At 60.2% G+C, this 17,011-nt stretch carries 15 protein-coding genes; 12 read left to right on the top strand and 3 right to left on the bottom strand.

All coding sequences use genetic code 11. The features are described from left to right. The 12 genes from purC to ABUA09_RS08730 all read left to right on the top strand — a co-directional run bounded on the left by purC (position 1) and on the right by ABUA09_RS08730 (position 12,330). Positions 1 to 717, top strand: coding sequence for a phosphoribosylaminoimidazolesuccinocarboxamide synthase (gene purC / locus ABUA09_RS08785; RefSeq protein WP_033119300.1), 717 nt, complete (start codon positions 1 to 3; stop codon positions 715 to 717). Then, positions 718 to 2,109 (top strand): amidophosphoribosyltransferase, encoded by a 1,392-nt coding sequence (gene purF, locus ABUA09_RS08780; RefSeq protein WP_058117992.1) that lies wholly within the window; start codon positions 718 to 720, stop codon positions 2,107 to 2,109. It abuts the gene before it with no gap. 56 nt (positions 2,110 to 2,165) lie between these two features. Continuing rightward, a complete protein-coding gene (gene purM / locus ABUA09_RS08775; RefSeq protein WP_033119298.1) occupies positions 2,166 to 3,206 on the top strand; it encodes a phosphoribosylformylglycinamidine cyclo-ligase in 1,041 nt (346 codons plus the stop codon). Further along, a complete protein-coding gene (gene purN / locus ABUA09_RS08770; protein ID WP_033119297.1) occupies positions 3,203 to 3,835 on the top strand; it encodes a phosphoribosylglycinamide formyltransferase in 633 nt (210 codons plus the stop codon). The genes purM and purN overlap by 4 nt, the downstream gene beginning before the upstream one ends. 29 nt (positions 3,836 to 3,864) lie before the next feature. Next, positions 3,865 to 4,572 carry an IMP cyclohydrolase gene (locus ABUA09_RS08765; protein ID WP_033119296.1) on the top strand — a complete coding sequence of 236 codons (708 nt, stop codon included), beginning with the start codon at positions 3,865 to 3,867 and terminating at the stop codon, positions 4,570 to 4,572. A gap of 3 nt (positions 4,573 to 4,575) precedes the next feature. Next, entirely contained in the window at positions 4,576 to 5,748 is a 1,173-nt protein-coding gene (locus tag ABUA09_RS08760) for a phosphoribosylaminoimidazolecarboxamide formyltransferase (RefSeq protein ID WP_033119295.1), read from the top strand. Then, positions 5,702 to 6,535 (top strand): TraX family protein, encoded by an 834-nt coding sequence (locus tag ABUA09_RS08755; protein WP_081959994.1) that lies wholly within the window; start codon positions 5,702 to 5,704, stop codon positions 6,533 to 6,535. Before ABUA09_RS08760 ends, ABUA09_RS08755 begins: the two co-directional genes overlap by 47 nt. Positions 6,536 to 6,580: 45 nt before the next feature. Then, positions 6,581 to 7,840, top strand: coding sequence for a phosphoribosylamine--glycine ligase (purD, locus tag ABUA09_RS08750; RefSeq protein ID WP_033119293.1), 1,260 nt, complete (start codon positions 6,581 to 6,583; stop codon positions 7,838 to 7,840). A gap of 184 nt (positions 7,841 to 8,024) precedes the next feature. After that, entirely contained in the window at positions 8,025 to 9,098 is a 1,074-nt protein-coding gene (locus ABUA09_RS08745; RefSeq protein WP_195614898.1) for a YkvI family membrane protein, read from the top strand. Between the two features lie 412 nt (positions 9,099 to 9,510). Next, positions 9,511 to 9,894: a hypothetical protein gene (locus ABUA09_RS08740; protein WP_349949313.1), complete on the top strand. Its 384-nt coding sequence runs from the start codon at positions 9,511 to 9,513 to the stop codon at positions 9,892 to 9,894. Positions 9,895 to 10,002: 108 nt separating this feature from the next. After that, the gene (locus tag ABUA09_RS08735) at positions 10,003 to 11,037 is read left to right on the top strand and encodes an inorganic phosphate transporter (protein WP_208319187.1); all 1,035 of its coding nucleotides are present in this window, start codon (positions 10,003 to 10,005) and stop codon (positions 11,035 to 11,037) included. Between the two features lie 102 nt (positions 11,038 to 11,139). Continuing rightward, complete coding sequence (locus tag ABUA09_RS08730; protein WP_033116998.1) at positions 11,140 to 12,330, top strand: coenzyme F420-0:L-glutamate ligase; 1,191 nt, start codon at positions 11,140 to 11,142, stop codon at positions 12,328 to 12,330. Positions 12,331 to 12,426: 96 nt separating this feature from the next. Here ABUA09_RS08730 and sigK read toward each other — a convergent pair whose 3' ends face one another. The 3 genes from sigK to ABUA09_RS08715 all read right to left on the bottom strand — a co-directional run bounded on the left by sigK (position 12,427) and on the right by ABUA09_RS08715 (position 16,363). Next, positions 12,427 to 13,116 (bottom strand): RNA polymerase sporulation sigma factor SigK, encoded by a 690-nt coding sequence (gene sigK / locus ABUA09_RS08725; RefSeq protein WP_033116999.1) that lies wholly within the window; start codon positions 13,114 to 13,116, stop codon positions 12,427 to 12,429. A 127-nt stretch (positions 13,117 to 13,243) separates the two neighbouring features. Continuing rightward, complete coding sequence (locus tag ABUA09_RS08720) at positions 13,244 to 14,392, bottom strand: YibE/F family protein (protein ID WP_207745810.1); 1,149 nt, start codon at positions 14,390 to 14,392, stop codon at positions 13,244 to 13,246. A 96-nt stretch (positions 14,393 to 14,488) separates the two neighbouring features. Continuing rightward, positions 14,489 to 16,363: a purple acid phosphatase family protein gene (locus ABUA09_RS08715; protein WP_058118004.1), complete on the bottom strand. Its 1,875-nt coding sequence runs from the start codon at positions 16,361 to 16,363 to the stop codon at positions 14,489 to 14,491. Between the last annotated feature and the right edge of the window lie 648 nt (positions 16,364 to 17,011).

Genomic DNA, 17,011 nt, shown 5'->3' with positions numbered 1-17,011 from the left:
ATGGCTTACGAAAAGAAAGAGCAGCTCTATGAGGGCAAAGCCAAAAAGGTCTACGCCACCGATGATCCCGAGGTGGTCATCGTCTCCTACAAGGACGACGCTACCGCTTTCAACGGTCTCAAAAAGGGGACCATCTCCGGCAAGGGCGCCATCAACAACCGCATGACCAACAACCTGATGCGCCGCCTGGAACACAAGGGCGTCCCCACCCACTACGTGGAGGAGCTCAACGACCGTGAGACCGCCGTAAAGAAGGTCTCCATCGTTCCTCTGGAGGTCATTGTGCGCAACATCTCCGCCGGCTCCTTTGCAAAGCGCTACGGCGTAGAGGAGGGCATCGTGTTCGATGAGCCCACCTTCGAATTCTCCTATAAAAACGACGATCTGGGCGATCCCCTGCTGAACACCTCCCATGCCCTGGCTCTGAAGCTGGCCACCCGGGAGGAAATTGCCCTGATCCGCAAATACACCATGATGGTCAACGATCTCCTCAAGGGCTTTATGAAAGAGATCGGCATCGACCTGGTAGACTTTAAGTTGGAGTTCGGCAAGACCTCCGACGGAACCATCGTGCTGGCCGACGAGATCAGCCCCGACACCTGCCGCCTGTGGGATGAAAAGACCCATGAGAAGCTGGATAAGGACCGCTTCCGCCGGGATCTGGGCGGCGCCGAGGAGGCGTATGAAGAGGTCATGCGCCGTTTGATGGGGGAATAAATGGCCAAACTCCATGAAGAATGCGGCGTCTTCGGTGTCTGTGTTCCCGATCCCCGGGAGCGGGACGCCGCCTACACCGCATACCGCGCCCTGTACGCCCTCCAGCACCGTGGTCAGGAGTCGGCCGGCATCGCCGTGCGCCGTGGCGGGCAGCTTCTCCTGCGCAAAGCGCCCGGCCTGGTGCCCGAGGTCTTCGATAAAAAGACCCTGTCGGACCTCTCCGGCGCCGACGCCGCCATCGGCCACGTACGCTATACCTATGACGGAGCAGAGCGGGACACCTTCCGCGCGCAGCCCCTCCTGGTGCGCCACGCCGCCGGGGATATGGCCCTGTGTTATAACGGCAAGCTGGTGAATGCCCGCCAGCTCCGTATGGAATCCGAGACCCGGGGCGGTATCTTCCAGACCGGCACCGACGCGGAGATCATCTCCCACATCATCGTCCGGGAGCACCTGCGGACCAACACCACGGAGGACGCCATCCTCAACGCCATGCACTATATGATCGGGGCCTACTCCCTCATCGTGTTGGACGGCAAAAAGCTGATCGCCGCACGGGATCCCAACGGCTACCGGCCCCTTTGCATCGGCAGGGTGGGGGGCTGCTGGTGTGCCGCCTCCGAATCCTGCGCCTTTGAGGCGCTGGGGGGCGAGATGGTCCGGGATGTGGAGCCGGGTGAAGTGGTCGTCCTCACGGAGGACGGCCCCGTAAGCCGCAATGTGAACATCCTGGCCCGCCATGCCCTGTGCTCCTTTGAACTGATCTATTTCGCCAGACCCGACAGCGTTATTGACGGCGTCTCTGTGGATCTGTTCCGCCGGGAGGCCGGTCGGCGCCTGGCCCGCCGCAGCAGTGTGGAGGCCGATATCGTGGTGGGCGTCCCGGATTCAGGGCTCTCCGCCGCCCAGGGCTTCGCTGAGGCCTCTGGCATCCCCTACGCGATGGGCCTGATGAAAAACCGCTATATCCCCCGCACCTTTATCCAGCCTACGCAGGGCCAGCGTGAGCAGTCCGTGCGCATCAAGCTTAACGCCATGGGCTCCACGGTCCGGGGAAAACGGGTCATCCTGGTGGACGACTCCATTGTGCGGGGCACCACCTCCGCCCGGCTGGTAAAGCTCCTGCGGGATTCCGGCGCGGCGGAGGTCCATTTCAAGGTCTCCGCCCCTCCTTTCCTGAATCCATGCTATTTCGGCACCTCGCTTCCCGACTGCCGGGAGCTGGCCGCCCACGGTCGCACGGAGGAGGAGGTCTGCTCCCTCATCGGCGCGGACAGCCTGCAATACCTCACTGTGGAGGATATGCGTGCTGCGGCCTCCGGTCTCCGCTGGGGCCATTGCGACGCCTGTTTTACCGGCGATTACGCCGTACCTGTGCCCCACGGCCACTGACGCCCCGCGCAATCCCCGCAACCATTTTTTCGCGCTTAAAATAAGGAGGTCCCGCTATGTCTATTTCCAGATCCGATGCCTACGCCGCCGCCGGTGTGGACGTGACCGCCGGCTATGAGGCCGTTGACCGTATCAAGCCCCTGGTGGAGTCCACCTATATTCCGGGCGTCATCGGCACGCTGGGCGGCTTTGGCGGCCTGTTCGCCCCCGACGTATCCGGTATGAAAAAGCCCGTTCTGGTCTCCGGCACCGACGGCGTGGGCACCAAGCTGAAGATCGCCTTCCTCACAGACAAGCACGACACCGTAGGCATCGACTGCGTGGCCATGTGTGTCAACGATATTGTCTGTTCCGGGGCGCGTCCCCTCTTTTTCCTGGACTATTTGGCGGTGGGGAAGAACGTGCCCAGCCGCATTGAGGCCATCGTCTCCGGCGTGGTGGAGGGCTGCCGCCAGGCGGGATGTGCCCTGGTGGGCGGTGAGACCGCTGAGATGCCCGGCTTCTATCCTGAGGACGAGTATGATCTGGCCGGCTTCTCCGTGGGGCTGGCCGACCAGGAGCATATGCTGGACGGCTCGTCCATGGCGGAAGGCGATATCCTCATCGGCCTCGCCTCCTCCGGCGTCCACTCCAATGGTTTCTCCCTGGTCCGCAAAGTCCTGAACGTCACCAGGGAACGCCTTGCTCAGCCGGTGGCCGAGCTGGGCTGCACCCTGGGCGAGGAGCTGCTCAAGCCCACCCGTATCTATGTCAAAGCCGTCCAGTGCCTCTTGACGCATGGCGTCCATATCCGTGCCATCAGCCACATTACCGGCGGAGGGCTCTATGAAAACGTGCCCCGCATGATGAAGGAGGGGCTCACCGCCCGGATCGAGACCGCCTCCTTCCCCGTCCCCCCCATCTTCGGCCTCATTGCCCGGGAGGGTGCCGTTTCGGAGCGGGATATGTACAATACCTTCAATATGGGGGTAGGCCTGGTCCTCGCCGTTCCCAAAGAAGAGGTCGGACTTGCCAAGGATATCCTCTGCCGCGCCGGGGAGCGGGCCTATGTCATCGGGTCTGTGGTCGGGGGCGGCGAGGGCGTGGAACTGGTATGAGCGGAAAGCGCATCGCCGTTCTGGTCTCCGGCGGCGGCACCAATCTCCAGGCCCTCCTCGACGCACAGGCCCGGGGGGAGATCCGCGGCGGTGAGATCGCAGCCGTTCTCTCCTCCAAAGAGGGCGCCTATGCGCTGGAACGGGCCGCAAAGGCCGGTATCCCCGGTTACGTCGCCGCCCGGAAGAGCTTTCCCGACAACCGTGCCATGACACGCGCCATTGTGGACCGGCTCCAGACGCTGGACATCGACCTTGTGGTGTTGGCCGGTTTTCTCCATATCCTCACCGAGGAAATGGTACAGGCCTACCCCAACCGGATCCTCAATGTCCATCCCGCCCTGATCCCCTCCTTCTGCGGGGCCGGCTGCTATGGTCTCCATGTCCATGAAAAGGCCCTGGCCTACGGTGTCAAGGTGACGGGCGCCACCGTCCATTTTGTCACCGAGGAGCCCGACGGCGGCCCCATTGTCCTCCAAAAGGCGGTGGATATCCGGGAGGACGACACCCCTGAAACGCTCCAGCGCAGGGTCATGGAGGAGGCCGAATGGCAGCTTCTCCCCCGGGCCGTCTCCCTTTTCTGTGAGGACAGGCTCTCCGTGGAGGGCCGGCTGGTCCGGATCCGGGATTGAATCCGTCTGACTTATATGGAGGTTTTGCTATGTACGACCTGTTTTCCTATCTCTCTGGCAACCCCTACCCCGGCCGCGGTATCCTGCTGGGCTGCTCCGCCGACGGCCGGCGGGCAGTTATCGCCTACTTCATCATGGGCCGCAGTGAAAACAGCCGCAACCGCGTTTTTGAAATCACCGAGGACGGCATCCGTACCAAGGCGTTTGACGAGTCCAGAATGACCGACCCCTCCCTGATCATCTACCACCCCGTCCGGGTGGTGGACGGCACCACCATCGTCACCAACGGTGACCAGACCGACACGGTGGCCGATGCCTTCCGCAGCGGCGGGAGCTGGGTCCGCGCGCTGCGCACCCGGGAGTTTGAGCCCGACGGTCCCAACTATACCCCCCGCATCTCCGGTATGGTCCGCCCCGACGGCTCCTATCGCCTGGCCATTCTGAAATCTGCGGATGGAAACCCCGCCTGCTGTCGGCGCTTTTTCTATGAGTATGACGCCCCGATTGCCGGCCAGGGCCACTTTATCAGTACTTACCAGACCGACGGCGACCCTCTCCCCTCCTTTGAGGGAGAACCCAGGACCGTAGAGCTGGGCGATGAGACCGCCGCCGCCCTTGCGGATCGTCTCTGGAACAGCCTCAATGCCGACAACAAGGTCTCGCTTTTCGTGCGCACCATCGACTTGACCACCGGGCAAACCGACACCGCGATCAAAAATAAGCATCAGGGGGAGTAAAGGATGACGGAACTGGAACTGAAATACGGCTGCAACCCCAACCAGAAGCCCGCACGCATCTTTATGGAGTCCGGAGATCTGCCGCTACAGGTCCTCAACGGAAAGCCCGGCTATATCAACTTTATGGACGCCCTCAACTCCTGGCAGCTGGTCCGGGAGCTCAAGGCCGCCACCGGCCTGCCCGCCGCAGCCTCCTTTAAGCACGTCTCTCCTGCCGGTGCCGCCGTGGGCACAGAGCTCACCGACGTGGAGCGCAAGATCTACTTTGCCGAGGGTATGGAGCTCTCCCCTATTGCCTCCGCCTATGTCAAGGCCCGGGGCGCCGACCGGCTGTGCTCTTACGGCGACTGGGCCGCCCTCTCAGATGTCTGTGACGAGCAGACCGCCCGCTATCTGGCCCTGGAGGTCTCCGACGGCGTCATCGCGCCCGGCTACACCGACAAGGCCCTGGAGATCCTGCGCACCAAGCGCAAGGGCGGCTACAATGTGGTTCAGATCGACCCCGCCTACGTCCCCAAGGCCATCGAGCACAAAGACGTCTTCGGCATCACCTTTGAGCAGGGCCGGAACAACTTTGAGATCAGCTCCGCGCTGCTGGAGAATATCGTCACGGAGAACAAGACCCTGCCTGAGGCGGCCAAACGGGACCTGGTGCTCTCTCTCATCACCCTCAAATACACCCAGTCCAACTCCGTATGCTATGTCAAAGACGGACAGGCCATCGGCGTGGGAGCGGGCCAGCAGAGCCGTATCCACTGCACCCGTCTGGCCGGCGGCAAGGCCGACAACTGGCTTCTGCGCCAGCATCCCAAGGTCCTCGCCCTCCCCTTCCTGCCTGGGATCCACCGCCCCGACCGGGACAACGCCATCGACGTCTACATCTCCGACGAATATGAGGACGTGCTGGCCGAAGGCGTGTGGCAGAATACCTTCACTGAAAGGCCCCAGGTGCTGACCGTTGAGGAGAAAAAGGCCTGGATCGCCCGCCAGACCGGCGTAAGCGTGGGCTCCGACGCCTTCTTCCCCTTCGGCGACAATGTGGAGCGGGCCCGGAAGTCCGGCGTCTCTTATATCGCTCAGCCCGGAGGTTCCATCCGCGACGACCACGTCATCAACACCTGTAACAAATATGGCATCGTCATGGCATTTACCGGGATGCGGCTCTTCCACCACTAAAGCCATGGGGGATCGGGCCCGTGGTCTCGACGCCACACAGCTCAAATATCTGGCCTGTGGGGCCATGGTGATCGACCACATCGGCATGCTTTTTTCTCCGATGGCTGCCGTTGCCGGCCCCGGTGATCTGCTTTTCTACCTCTTCCGATATGTGGGCCGCCTGGCCTTTCCCATCTTCGCCTATTTTACCGCCGAGGGCTGCCGGAAGACGGGGAATTACCGCCGCTACCTGCTGCGTCTGGGCCTCTTCGGCGCCTTCACCCATATTGTGGCTTTTGGCGCCACCGGCGGGCAGAGCGGCAGCGTCATCGCCACCTTTTTTCTCTCAGCGCTGGGGATTTGGTTCTACCGCCTGCTGCGCGAGAGGGGTCTCCCCGCCGTCCCGGCCCTGCTTCCCGCCCTGGCCCTGGCGGTCTTTGGCCAGCTCGCCCATGTGGACTATGGCTCGGCTGGCGTATGCGCCGTCACGGCTCTCTATCTCTGCGGCGAGCATCCGAGGCGAAAGCTCCTCTGTCTGAGCGCGGCCATGGCTGCCACCTACCTGATCCACTATCCGCTGGAGATCTTCTTCCAGTACGAGATGTGGCTGGGTTTTCACACCTATCTCCCCTGGCTGCGGAGCTTCTTCCTCCCTTTCAGCCTGCTCTATACGCTCTGCTCCTGGACGGCGCTGCCCCTTCTCTCCCTCTATAACGGTCAAAGAGGCTCCGGCAGCCGCTGGTTTTTCTACTGGTTCTACCCGCTCCACATGGCGGTCCTCTACGGCCTGAGCACGCTCATTCCCTGACGGTCCGTCAACCCTTTACACAAAGATGGGAGGTCCTCCTCAGTTATGAAAGTACTCGTCGTAGGCGGCGGCGGCCGCGAACACGCCATTGTCTGGGCGCTCTCCAAAAGCCCCAAGGTCACTCAGCTCTACTGCGCGCCCGGAAACGGCGGCATTGCCGCCCTGGCCGAATGTGTCCCCATCAAGGCCACCGACGTGGAGGCCATGGTGAACTGGGCTGTGAAAAATGCCATGGACTTTGTGGTGGTGGCCCCGGACGATCCCCTAGCCCTGGGCATGGTGGATGCTTTGGAGGCAGCCGGTATCCCCGCCTTTGGTCCCCGGGCAAATGCCGCCGTCATTGAGGCGAGCAAGGTATTCTCCAAGCATCTCATGACAAAATATCATATCCCCACCGCCAAATATCAGGCCTTTACGGAGCTGGACGCCGCCTTGGACTATATCCGCCGGGAGGGAGCCCCCATCGTGGTCAAGGCGGACGGCCTGGCGCTGGGCAAGGGCGTGGTGGTGGCGCAGACCGTGTCCGAAGCAGAGGAAGCCGCACGCGCCATGATGGCGGACGGCAAATTCGGCGCCGCCGGAGCCAGGGTGGTGGTGGAGGAGTGTATGACGGGCCCAGAGGTCACGGTGCTCTGCTTCAGCGATGGGGAACATTTGGTCCCCATGCCCTCCTCCCGGGACCACAAGCGCGCCTTCGACGGGGACTCAGGCCCCAACACCGGCGGGATGGGCGCCATCTCCCCCGCCCCCGGCTATACGCCTGTCCTGGCTGCGCAGTGCATGGAGGAGATTTTCCTGCCTACCATCGCGGCACTGAAGGCGGAGGGCCGTCCCTTCCAGGGCGTCCTCTACTTCGGTTTGATGCTCACACCTCAGGGACCCAAGGTGGTGGAGTACAACGCCCGCTTTGGCGACCCGGAGTGTCAGGCGGTCCTCTCCCTGCTGGAGAGCGATCTGATGGATATTTTTCTCGCCTGCCGCGCAGGAACCCTGGATCAGGCTGATATCCGCTGGCGGGACGGCTCTGCCTGCTGTCTCGTTCTGGCCTCCGGCGGCTACCCCGCCAAATATCAGACCGGTTACCCCATCTCCGGTCTGGACCAGGCCGGAGAGACCGCCACAGTCTTCCATGCGGGCACCAGGCGGGCGGAGAACGGAGCGATCCTCACCTCCGGCGGCCGGGTCCTGGGCGTCACCGCCGTGGGCGACACCCTTGCCTCCGCCATCGACTCGGCCTATCGCAGCGCGTCGCACGTCTCCTTCCAGGATATGCACTTCCGCACCGACATCGGGCGGACATTCTGAACAGTATCGGCGGCTCCGGGTTTTCCCGGAGCCGTCTGGCTGTCGGCATTCCGCTCCCGGCCAAACTCTTCTGAATGATACGGGAATGCGCAGGTCCGCCGTTCCCTTTTTCCCGCCGCCCGTTTTGTGCGGTTCTCTTTCCCAATATGCTGAATACCTTGTAAGGAGCTCGGAGGGGTTTTGTTTGAAGAAAATATCCGTTTTGGAAATCGCCACGGTCTTTACCGGCAGCTTTTTGGGGGCCGGCTTTCTCTCCGGTCAGGAGCTGCTCCAGTTCTTCGGTGTCTTTGGAGGATACGGCCTGGCCGGCATGGTGCTGGCCATCGCCGCCTTCTGTCTCTTCAGTCTTCTGGTGATGGACATCGCCAAACGCACCGGCAAAACTGAGTTTGACCGCATCATCGTCCCTTGGGAGCTGCCCTGGCTCCGTGGGATCGTCAGCGGCGTCTTTCTCTTTTTCCTCTTTGATGTGATGGTGGCCATGATTGCGGGCGCAGGCGCCCTTCTGGAGCAGGTCTTCGGCCTCCCCGCCATTGCCGGAAACGCCGCGATCACTCTGCTGGTGCTGGCTGTGGCCCTCACAGGGGCCGCGGGGATGCTGGCCTCCTTTAACATCGTGGTGCCCCTGTTGGTGGTAGCCGCCATCGTGATCGGTGCGGGCGCCTGCCTCCGGCTCCCCATGGGCCCCATCGAAGCCCGTCCGTTTGCCAGCGGCAACCCCCTGCTGGGAAACTGGTTCTTTTCAGCGCTCTCCTTCATCTCCTACAACATGATGGCGGCCGTCTCCATTCTGGTCCCCCTCACCGAGGGGATGGAGGAGAAGAGGACCATCCACAAGGGGCTGGCCGCAGGCGCCGTGCTCCTCACCCTCATTTTTGTCTGCATTCTCCTTCCCATGATCCTCTTTCATGCTCTGGTGGGGGCGGCGGAGCTCCCCATGCTGTCGCTGGCCTATTCTCTCACACCGGTACTGGGGCTTATCTACGCGGTACTTCTTTTTGCCGGGATGTTCACCGCAGCCCTTTCCAGCCTTTTCGCCATCACCACCCGCGTCCAGCAGAGGACCGGAGGCGCGCTGATCTCCAGGCGTTTTATTTCCCTCCTGTGCGCCCTTGCTTTTGTGGGAAGCATCTTCGGTTTTAAAAATGTGGTCAGCTTCGTCTATCCCATCTGCGGCTATATCGGCTTTTTCGCCCTGGCAGGCATTCTGCTCCACTTTTTCCTCCTGCGCAGGTCCGGCGTCGGTGCGGGGAGCTGAGCTCACGATCACATGGAGACGCAGCCGGAGCGCGTACGCATGGCGGGGGACATCTGTTTTCTGAAATCATCGCCGTGCCACGCTCAAAAGGCCGACCGCCCTGTCCCCCGACACAGACAAGCCCCTTTCCCCAAACCGGGGAAAGGGGCTTGTCTGTTGTTGCTTTTAAAGTGAGCACCCTTCCGCCGGCGTCGGCCCTGGCCGGAGCGCTTCACGGCGCCGGGTCGCCGCCCTCACAGCAGGGATAAAAGAAAAGACCGCACAGGCACAGGAAAATCAATCGGTCAATCCATTCCCTTCCGTTTCTATCCCTTCCGAGCGTCCAAAACAGCCGCCCACCTTTTTAGAATTGCTTAACCGAGCCTATGCAAAATCCTCCGCATCGCAGAGCCGGTACGGGAAAATCCAAGACTTGAAGCTGTACGCAAAGGCGTTTAATTTCTTGCAGGATAAGAACATCACTCCCCTTTTGCAGTTGCAGGAGGTCGTGTCGGAGATGAAAAAGCGGTCCAGGAATACCAACGGCGAAATCAAGCAGACCGAATTGACTTTGTACCAGACCGCCGAGCGTTATCTGAAAGAGCATTTAGGGAAAGACAATGTGCTGAAGCTGAACGCATGGAAAACCGAGGTTTCCGACTTGTCCGAAAAGAAACGCCGCTTGTATGAAGATTTGCAGACTTTGAGAGCCGAGGTACAGGAAGCCGAAGCTGTCAAGAAGTGCGTGGAACAGGCGATACAGCCGGAGCAGAGCAAAGAAAAGGCGCAGAGCAAACGGCGGGATATGGAATTGTGATTGTGCCGGAAAAATGCTGCAATAACAAATATCTGCTTCATCCCGTACCCGCCGCCGGACATATCCGTCCTCCTTTCCCCGTAAACTTGTGGGGAAGGGGGTGTCCACTTGACCGTCTCATTCGGCTCTTTTCTCTCCCAGCTCTCCGACCCTGCTCTGCAGTGTGTGGTGTTTTTGACCCTGTGCGTCATCCTGGTCAACGGATGGACCGATGCGCCCAACGCCATCGCCACCGCCGTCTCCACCAGAGCGCTTCCTTTCCACACTGCCGTCCGGCTGGCCGCACTGTGCAATCTTCTGGGGGTGACCGTGATGACCGCCTTCAACGCATCGGTTGCCGAAAGCATCTATACCATCGCCGACTTTGGTGGAGACGTCCGCGGAGCACTCTGTGCGCTGTGCGCTGCTCTCTGCGCTATTGTCCTCTGGTCCGCCGCCGCATGGGTCTTCGGCATCCCCACCAGTGAGAGCCACGCGCTGGTGGCCGGTATCACCGGCGCCGCCGCCGCCCGGCCCGGCGGCCTGTCCAACGTGCAGGGCGATACCTGGTTTCGGGTCGTCCTGGGCCTTGTCGTATCCGTGATTCTCGGCTTTCTCCTGGGGCGGCTCTGCGGCTTTCCCGCCGTCCGGGACAGCCGCCGGAGCCCGGCCTTTTACCGCGGAGCTCAGACAGGGGGAGCCGCGGCCATGGCCTTTTTTCACGGCGCTCAGGACGGACAAAAGTTCATGGGCGTTTTTCTTCTGGGCGTGGCGCTGGCCCAGGGACGCCGGGATACCGAGACCTTTCTGGTCCCCATGTGGCTTATGGTTCTGTGCGCCCTCACAATGGCCCTGGGCACCTCCCTGGGGGGAAAACGGATCATCGACACGGTCGGCCATGAAATGGTGTGCCTGGACGCCCGCCGTGGATTTGCCGCCGACTGCGCCGGAGCACTCTGTCTGCTGCTGTGTACGCTCTGCGGTCTCCCCGTCTCCACCACCCATACCAAGACCGCAGCCATGCTGGGCGTCGGCAGTTCCGTCCCCGGCCATCCTCCTGACTGGAAGATTGCCCGCTCCATCGTCCTTACCTGGCTGCTCACCTTTCCCGGCTGTGGCGTGATCGGTTATTTTATGGCCCGAATCTTTCTTTCTTTTCTCTAAAAGCCCTTTTCATTTGTCAAAAAAGCGTATATAATAGATGCGCTGTCTCGGCAGCCCGGGCAGAGTGGTCCGGTTTACAATTGAATCGACGGAGGAAAGACCATGGAAAGATTAGTCGGCACTGTATCCAGGGGTATCCGGGCCCCGATCATCCGCGAGGGAGACGACATCGCCCAAATCGTTGTGGATAGTGTTCTGGCCGCATCCGCGCAGGCGGGTTTCACACTGGGTGAAAAGGATGTCATCGCGGTAACGGAGGCCGTAGTGGCCCGTGCGCAGGGCAATTACGCCACTGTGGATCAAATTGCCGCCGATGTGAAGGCCAAATTTGGAGATCACACAATCGGTGTGGTGTTCCCAATTCTGAGCCGCAATCGCTTTGCCATCTGCCTCAAAGGGATCGCCTCCGGTGCAAAGAAAATCGTGCTCATGCTCAGTTATCCCTCCGACGAGGTGGGGAACCACCTGGTAGACTTGGACCTGGTGGATGAAAAGGGTGTGGACCCCTATCGTGACGTCCTCGGCGAAGCCAAATATCGTGAGCTTTTCGGTTATACCAAACACGTTTTCACCGGCGTTGACTATATCGAATACTATAAGGACCTGATCCAGAGCTGCGGCTGCGAGGTGGAAGTGGTCCTGGCCAATGACTGCCGTGTCATTCTGGACTACACCAAACACGTGCTTTGCTGTGATATCCATACCCGCACACGCTCCAAGCGTCTTCTTAAGAAGGCTGGCGCCGAGCTTGTGCTGGGCCTTGACGAACTCATGACGACGCCTGTAGACGGCAGTGGATGCAACGAGCGTTACGGCCTGTTGGGCAGCAACAAGGCCACGGAAGACAAGATCAAGCTCTTCCCTCGTGACTGCCAGGACGTTGTGGAGCGCATCCAGGCCGGTATTCTGGAGCAGACCGGCCAGCACGTAGAGGTCATGATCTATGGTGACGGAGCCTTTAAGGACCCGGTGGGAAAAATCTGGGAGCTGGCCGACCCTGTGGTCTCTCCCGCCTACACCAGCGGTCTGGAGGGACAGCCCAATGAGGTCAAGCTCAAATATCTGGCGGACAACGAGTTTGCCGATCTTTCCGGTGACGCGCTGAAGGCGGCCATCTCCGACTATATCCGCAACAAGGACGCCGACCTCATGGGAAAGATGGTCTCTCAGGGTACCACTCCCCGCCGTCTCACCGATCTCATCGGTTCTCTGTGCGACCTCACCTCCGGCAGCGGCGACAAGGGTACCCCCATCGTGCTGGTCCAGGGCTACTTTGACAATTATACCAAGTAAGAGCGCCTCTCTTTCTCTTGCGCCTGCGGTTTTTCCGCAGGCGCTTTCTGTTTTTCCAATTAAAAATTCCCGGGCTTACAGCCCGGGGATTTTTACCTATGTGCTCTCAAACGCGTCTTTCAGTTTTTTCAGCGCCTTTTTCTCTATGCGCGATACATAGGAGCGTGAAATACCGCTTTGCGCGGCAATCTCCCGCTGCGTTTTGGGCGGCTGGTTATTCAGCCCATACCGCATGGTGATGATCATCTTCTCCCGGTCGCTGAGACACCGCTCCACATACTGCCGGACCTGGATACAGGAATCTCTTGCGTCCAGATTCTCCAGCATGTCGTCGTCCACACTGATCACGTCCATGAGAGAGAGGGAGTTTCCGTCGCCGTCGCCGTCCAGCGTGTCCGAAAGGGACACCTCTCCCTGCAGCTTCTTCTGGGATCGGAAATGCATCAGGATCTCGTTTTCAATACATCGAGACGCATAGGTGGCCAAACGCACGTTCTTATCCGCTTTGAAAGTTGAGATCCCCTTGATGAGCCCAATGGTGCCGATGGAGATGAGATCGTCCTGGTTGCTGGACTGGGTGTAGTACTTTTTTACAATATGGGCGACCAGGCGCAGATTGTGCTCGATCAGGACGTTCCGCGCCTCCAAGTCTCCGGCTGCATAGCGCTCCAGGTACATCCGTTCCTCATCGGCCTTCAGCGGCCTTGGAAAAGAACCGCCTCCATCCGACACCCGGAGGGAAAAAAACAGACTGTTGAGCATGAGAAGAATCCATGCTGAAAGCATACGAGTATCGCCTCCCGCTTTTTGTTTTCTGTCCGTCCCTTCACTCTATTCCCGCTGCGGCACGTCCTATGAATAGAGAACGTGGAGCACCCTCCAGGACCCGCTCCCGGAGGACGCTCCACGTTCTTTATTCTTCGTGTTTCCCTTCTGCCCTCGCTCCTCCGCCCGTATATGCGGCTACGGCCAGGAGGACGGTGATCGGAACCACCAGCACGATGCCAAAGCTCCCCGAGAGTCCCTGCATGATGGCGATACCGATATTATTGGAATTGATGATCTGCAAATACGGTAAGTCGTAGGCATAATCCAGCAGGAGCATGCTCACGCTCCCTCCTGCGAAGGCCAGGATCAGTGTATTGCTGTCGGTCCCCATCATGTCCCGCCCCACATGTATCCCTGCCCGGAAGAGGTCCCGCCTGGAAATCGCCGGATTCTGGGCATGGATCTCACCGATTGCGCTTCCGATAGACATCGCCACATCCATGACCGCCCCCAGACTGGAGATGAGGAGACCGGAGAACAGAAGACCTCCCACCTGGATATCGGCCACGTTCCATAGAGTAAGCAGGCTCTCGATATCGGAAACATTCCAGCCGCTGATGCCTGAGGCCATGCTGAACAGCGTGGCGGCGACGCCTGCAATGATGACGCCCGCTATGGTGCCGCCGGCCGCGACCAGCGTCTTTTTTGTGGGACCTCCGATGAGATAAAGAGTGACCACCGTGGTGACTACACACACCAGCACCGCCACCCAGAAGGGCGAAAAGCCCCGATAGACCAGCGGCAGGTACACAAAGAGAATACACAGGAAGGTGAATACCAGTCCCAGCGCACCTTTGATCCCCTGCTTCCCCCCCACCAGGCAAAGCACCAACAGATAGAGCGCGGCAAACAGATAGATCACTCCGCCCCGGTCCTGCGCATATACGGTGGTAATGATGGACTCGCCCGCCACGCTCTGCAGGACCACCACCTTCATTCCCACCGTGCACCCCGCACCAAAGAGATAGCCTGAGCTGCTGGTCGTCCGCATCTCCTGACCGGCCCGCACACCTGTGGTCATGCGCACCATGACCACCTGCTCTCCCGTACGGCTTCCGTCCGGCTGGAGGTTATCCTGCAATATTTCGGTGACAATCCCTTTCTCAAAGGTCTGCCCCTCCCGGACCACCAGAGGTACCCGCTCCACCTGGTTGATAAAAATGGTGACGACCACAAGCAGGGCCAGCAGCGCCAGTGGGATGCCCCAGCGCAGGAAAAACGCTCTCAGTTTCAAAATATTCAGCCTTTCTGCGTGGAAGGAAACGGACCTTCCACCGGCACGCGGACCGGCGGAAGATCCGTCTCTCCCCTCTTTCTTTCGGGCGGCCCGTCAGGCTCCCACGGCCACGCCCAGCGTGGTCAGGAAGGAAGCGGGCACATAGTAATTGCCGTTCGCCAGCATGGCGGCAGTAGAGACGGCCTGGCCGTCCACGGTGAGGTCCAGCGTAACGGCGGCGCCCTCCGCGGCGGAGGTTTCGGGGAGATTACCGGTATAGGCGGTCTTGGTCTCAATGACTACGCCGCCGTTCCAGCTCACATCAAACTGATTGGCGCTGCCGGTCACAGAGGCGGCCACATCCCGCAGGCGGTAGTAGGTCTCGCCGCCCACGGCCAGGGAAGCGACGGGGACCGCGGTGGAGGCGTCCTTCTCGATGGCGAAGGTCTCGTCGATCTTCTCCGCCTTGCCGCCGTCGGTGATCTGATAGGTGTCGATGGAGAAGCTGGTCTCAGTCATGTTGATGACGGAATAGCTGGGCAGCCAGTTCTGGCTCCGGTTGGCGATGTAATCCTGCTGGGCGGCGATGAGTTCGTAGAACTTAGAGCCGGAGGCAGAGTTGGCGGACATATAGAGGATGCCCTTGGGATTCACCGCCGTATTGCCGGTGGTGGACTCGATGGTATAGCACCGGTTGTCCTGCTGGAAGGCAGTCAAAAGAGCGGAGCCGTCCGCGTCGCCCTCCTCAGGGGAAAGGGGGATCTGGGTGGAGTTGGTAATGTCGTAGGCATGATCCCAGTCATAGTCGCTCCCCTCCGCATTGAGCTGGAACTCATAGTTGTTGTGGGTCTGACCGTCGCCATAGAGCAGCTTGCTGCGGCTGTAGGTGTGATCGTGTCCCTGAAGCACCACGTCAATATCGTACCGATCAAAAACAGGGGTGAGCTGGGTACGCAGGATCATACCGTCCGTGTCGGAGTGATCCAGTCCGGTGCCGTAGATGTCTTGGTGAATCGTGACCACGCGCCAGGCGGCATCCGGGTCAGAGGCCACGGCCTCTGCGATGGCCTTCTCATGCTCAGCCACATTATAGTTGTTGGTGTTCAGCACGATGAACAGCCCGGGGCCGTAGGAGTAGTAATAGTCGCCGCCGGCCTGGGTCGCCCCGTACTCCGTGGCGTTGGGGTTATAGAAGTGATACATATAGTCGAGGTTCAGAGAATCGTGGTTGCCGATGGTCGTGGCCACGGGCAGGCTCTGGAGCGCCTGGGGATTCAGATAACCCGCATACTCCTCCTCCTTGGGTTTGCCGGTCTTGTTGACCTGGTCGCCGGCGGAGATGATGAAGTTGATGCCGGGATTCTGCTCGGTGGCGATCTCCAGCGTGCGGTTCCAGCCGAAGCTGTCGTTTCGGGCGGCGGTGTTGGCAACGCCCGCATCAGCCGCCAGACTGTCCGTCCCCTGGGGCTGTCCCTTGGAGGCGCCGATCTGGGGGTCTCCCACATAGAGCATCTTTATGCTGGAGAAACTGCCGGTCTTATACTCCACCGGTTCGGTCTCCACACTATTCTTTTCCACGGTGTAATAATATGTGCTGTTCTCTGCCAATCCGGTAACGGTAACATGGTTATAGACATAGGCCACTCCATCGGTCAGGCTCTGGTCCACATCGGCGGATATGCCGGTGAACGCTGTGAGCCGGGCCTTGTCGGCGCCAAAGTGTACCACCGGTGTAGCCGCCTTGCCGTCCTCCACTTTGCTGTACCACGCAAAATTCAGCTCAGTCTCATTTTTGCCCGGGGTCAGAGACACCTTGGTGTAGTCCGTGGCGACGGATGCCCATGACTCAGTCCATGCTTTCCAGGCCTCGGAGCCGCCCACCGTACTACCGTCGTTGTAGTGGACCGTAGCCGCTAAAGCCGGCGCGCAAGCGCCTACCAGCAGCGCACCGCTGAGAACACTGGCCAAGATCTTTTCCCGTGTCTGCATTTTTGATTACTCCCTTGTCTCAATTTGCCGGTTCCGTGCCGGGCAGCCGCCCCTCCCGGAACTGCGAAGTCGAGTATAGCACCCTGAAATTCCAGTCTCAAGGGACTTTGGCAAAGCTTTTCTCATATTTTATCTCTCCCTTACACAGCAAAAATCCTGAGATGTACTATGTAAAGGATAAGTTAACCACCCAATACATTACGCTGGCTGACGGCTCATTTGTGGCAGAATGGCAGAAGCTGGAGGGGAGGCGATTGACCAGCAGGAGAAAGCGGATCGGGGAGCGTCTGGGGATAACCTAGACGCTCTTTCTTTATAGGCTCCCGGCTAAGGGCGCACTTACTCACCACCGCCGCTGGCAGGTGGTGGTATGGCCTGCGGCCATCGTGCGCCCTCCGGGAGGAACTGGGACGGGACGGCTCCGCCATCAGCTTTCCCCTTCCAGTATATGCAGCAGACGCCAACGGCGGCTTGTGCATCGAACGCCGCTGCGTCGATGCACTGGGGGTTTTGGGGCCGTCGGCCACCAACAAGCTGCGCCGGGTATATACCGGCGCATTGCTTGCCACTACTATCATAACCTATCAAAGGGGTTGAATGCCGCTCGGTTTGGTGGCATACTTTGCTCGTGCCAATTCGACAAATCAT

It is taken from the genome of Intestinimonas sp. RTP31139st1_F5_RTP31139_211217, assembly GCF_040226735.1.
GTDB lineage: Bacteria > Bacillota > Clostridia > Oscillospirales > Oscillospiraceae > Intestinimonas > Intestinimonas butyriciproducens.
The sequence above is the reverse complement of the archived record's forward strand: the minus strand, read 5'-3'. Positions and strand labels throughout refer to the sequence as shown.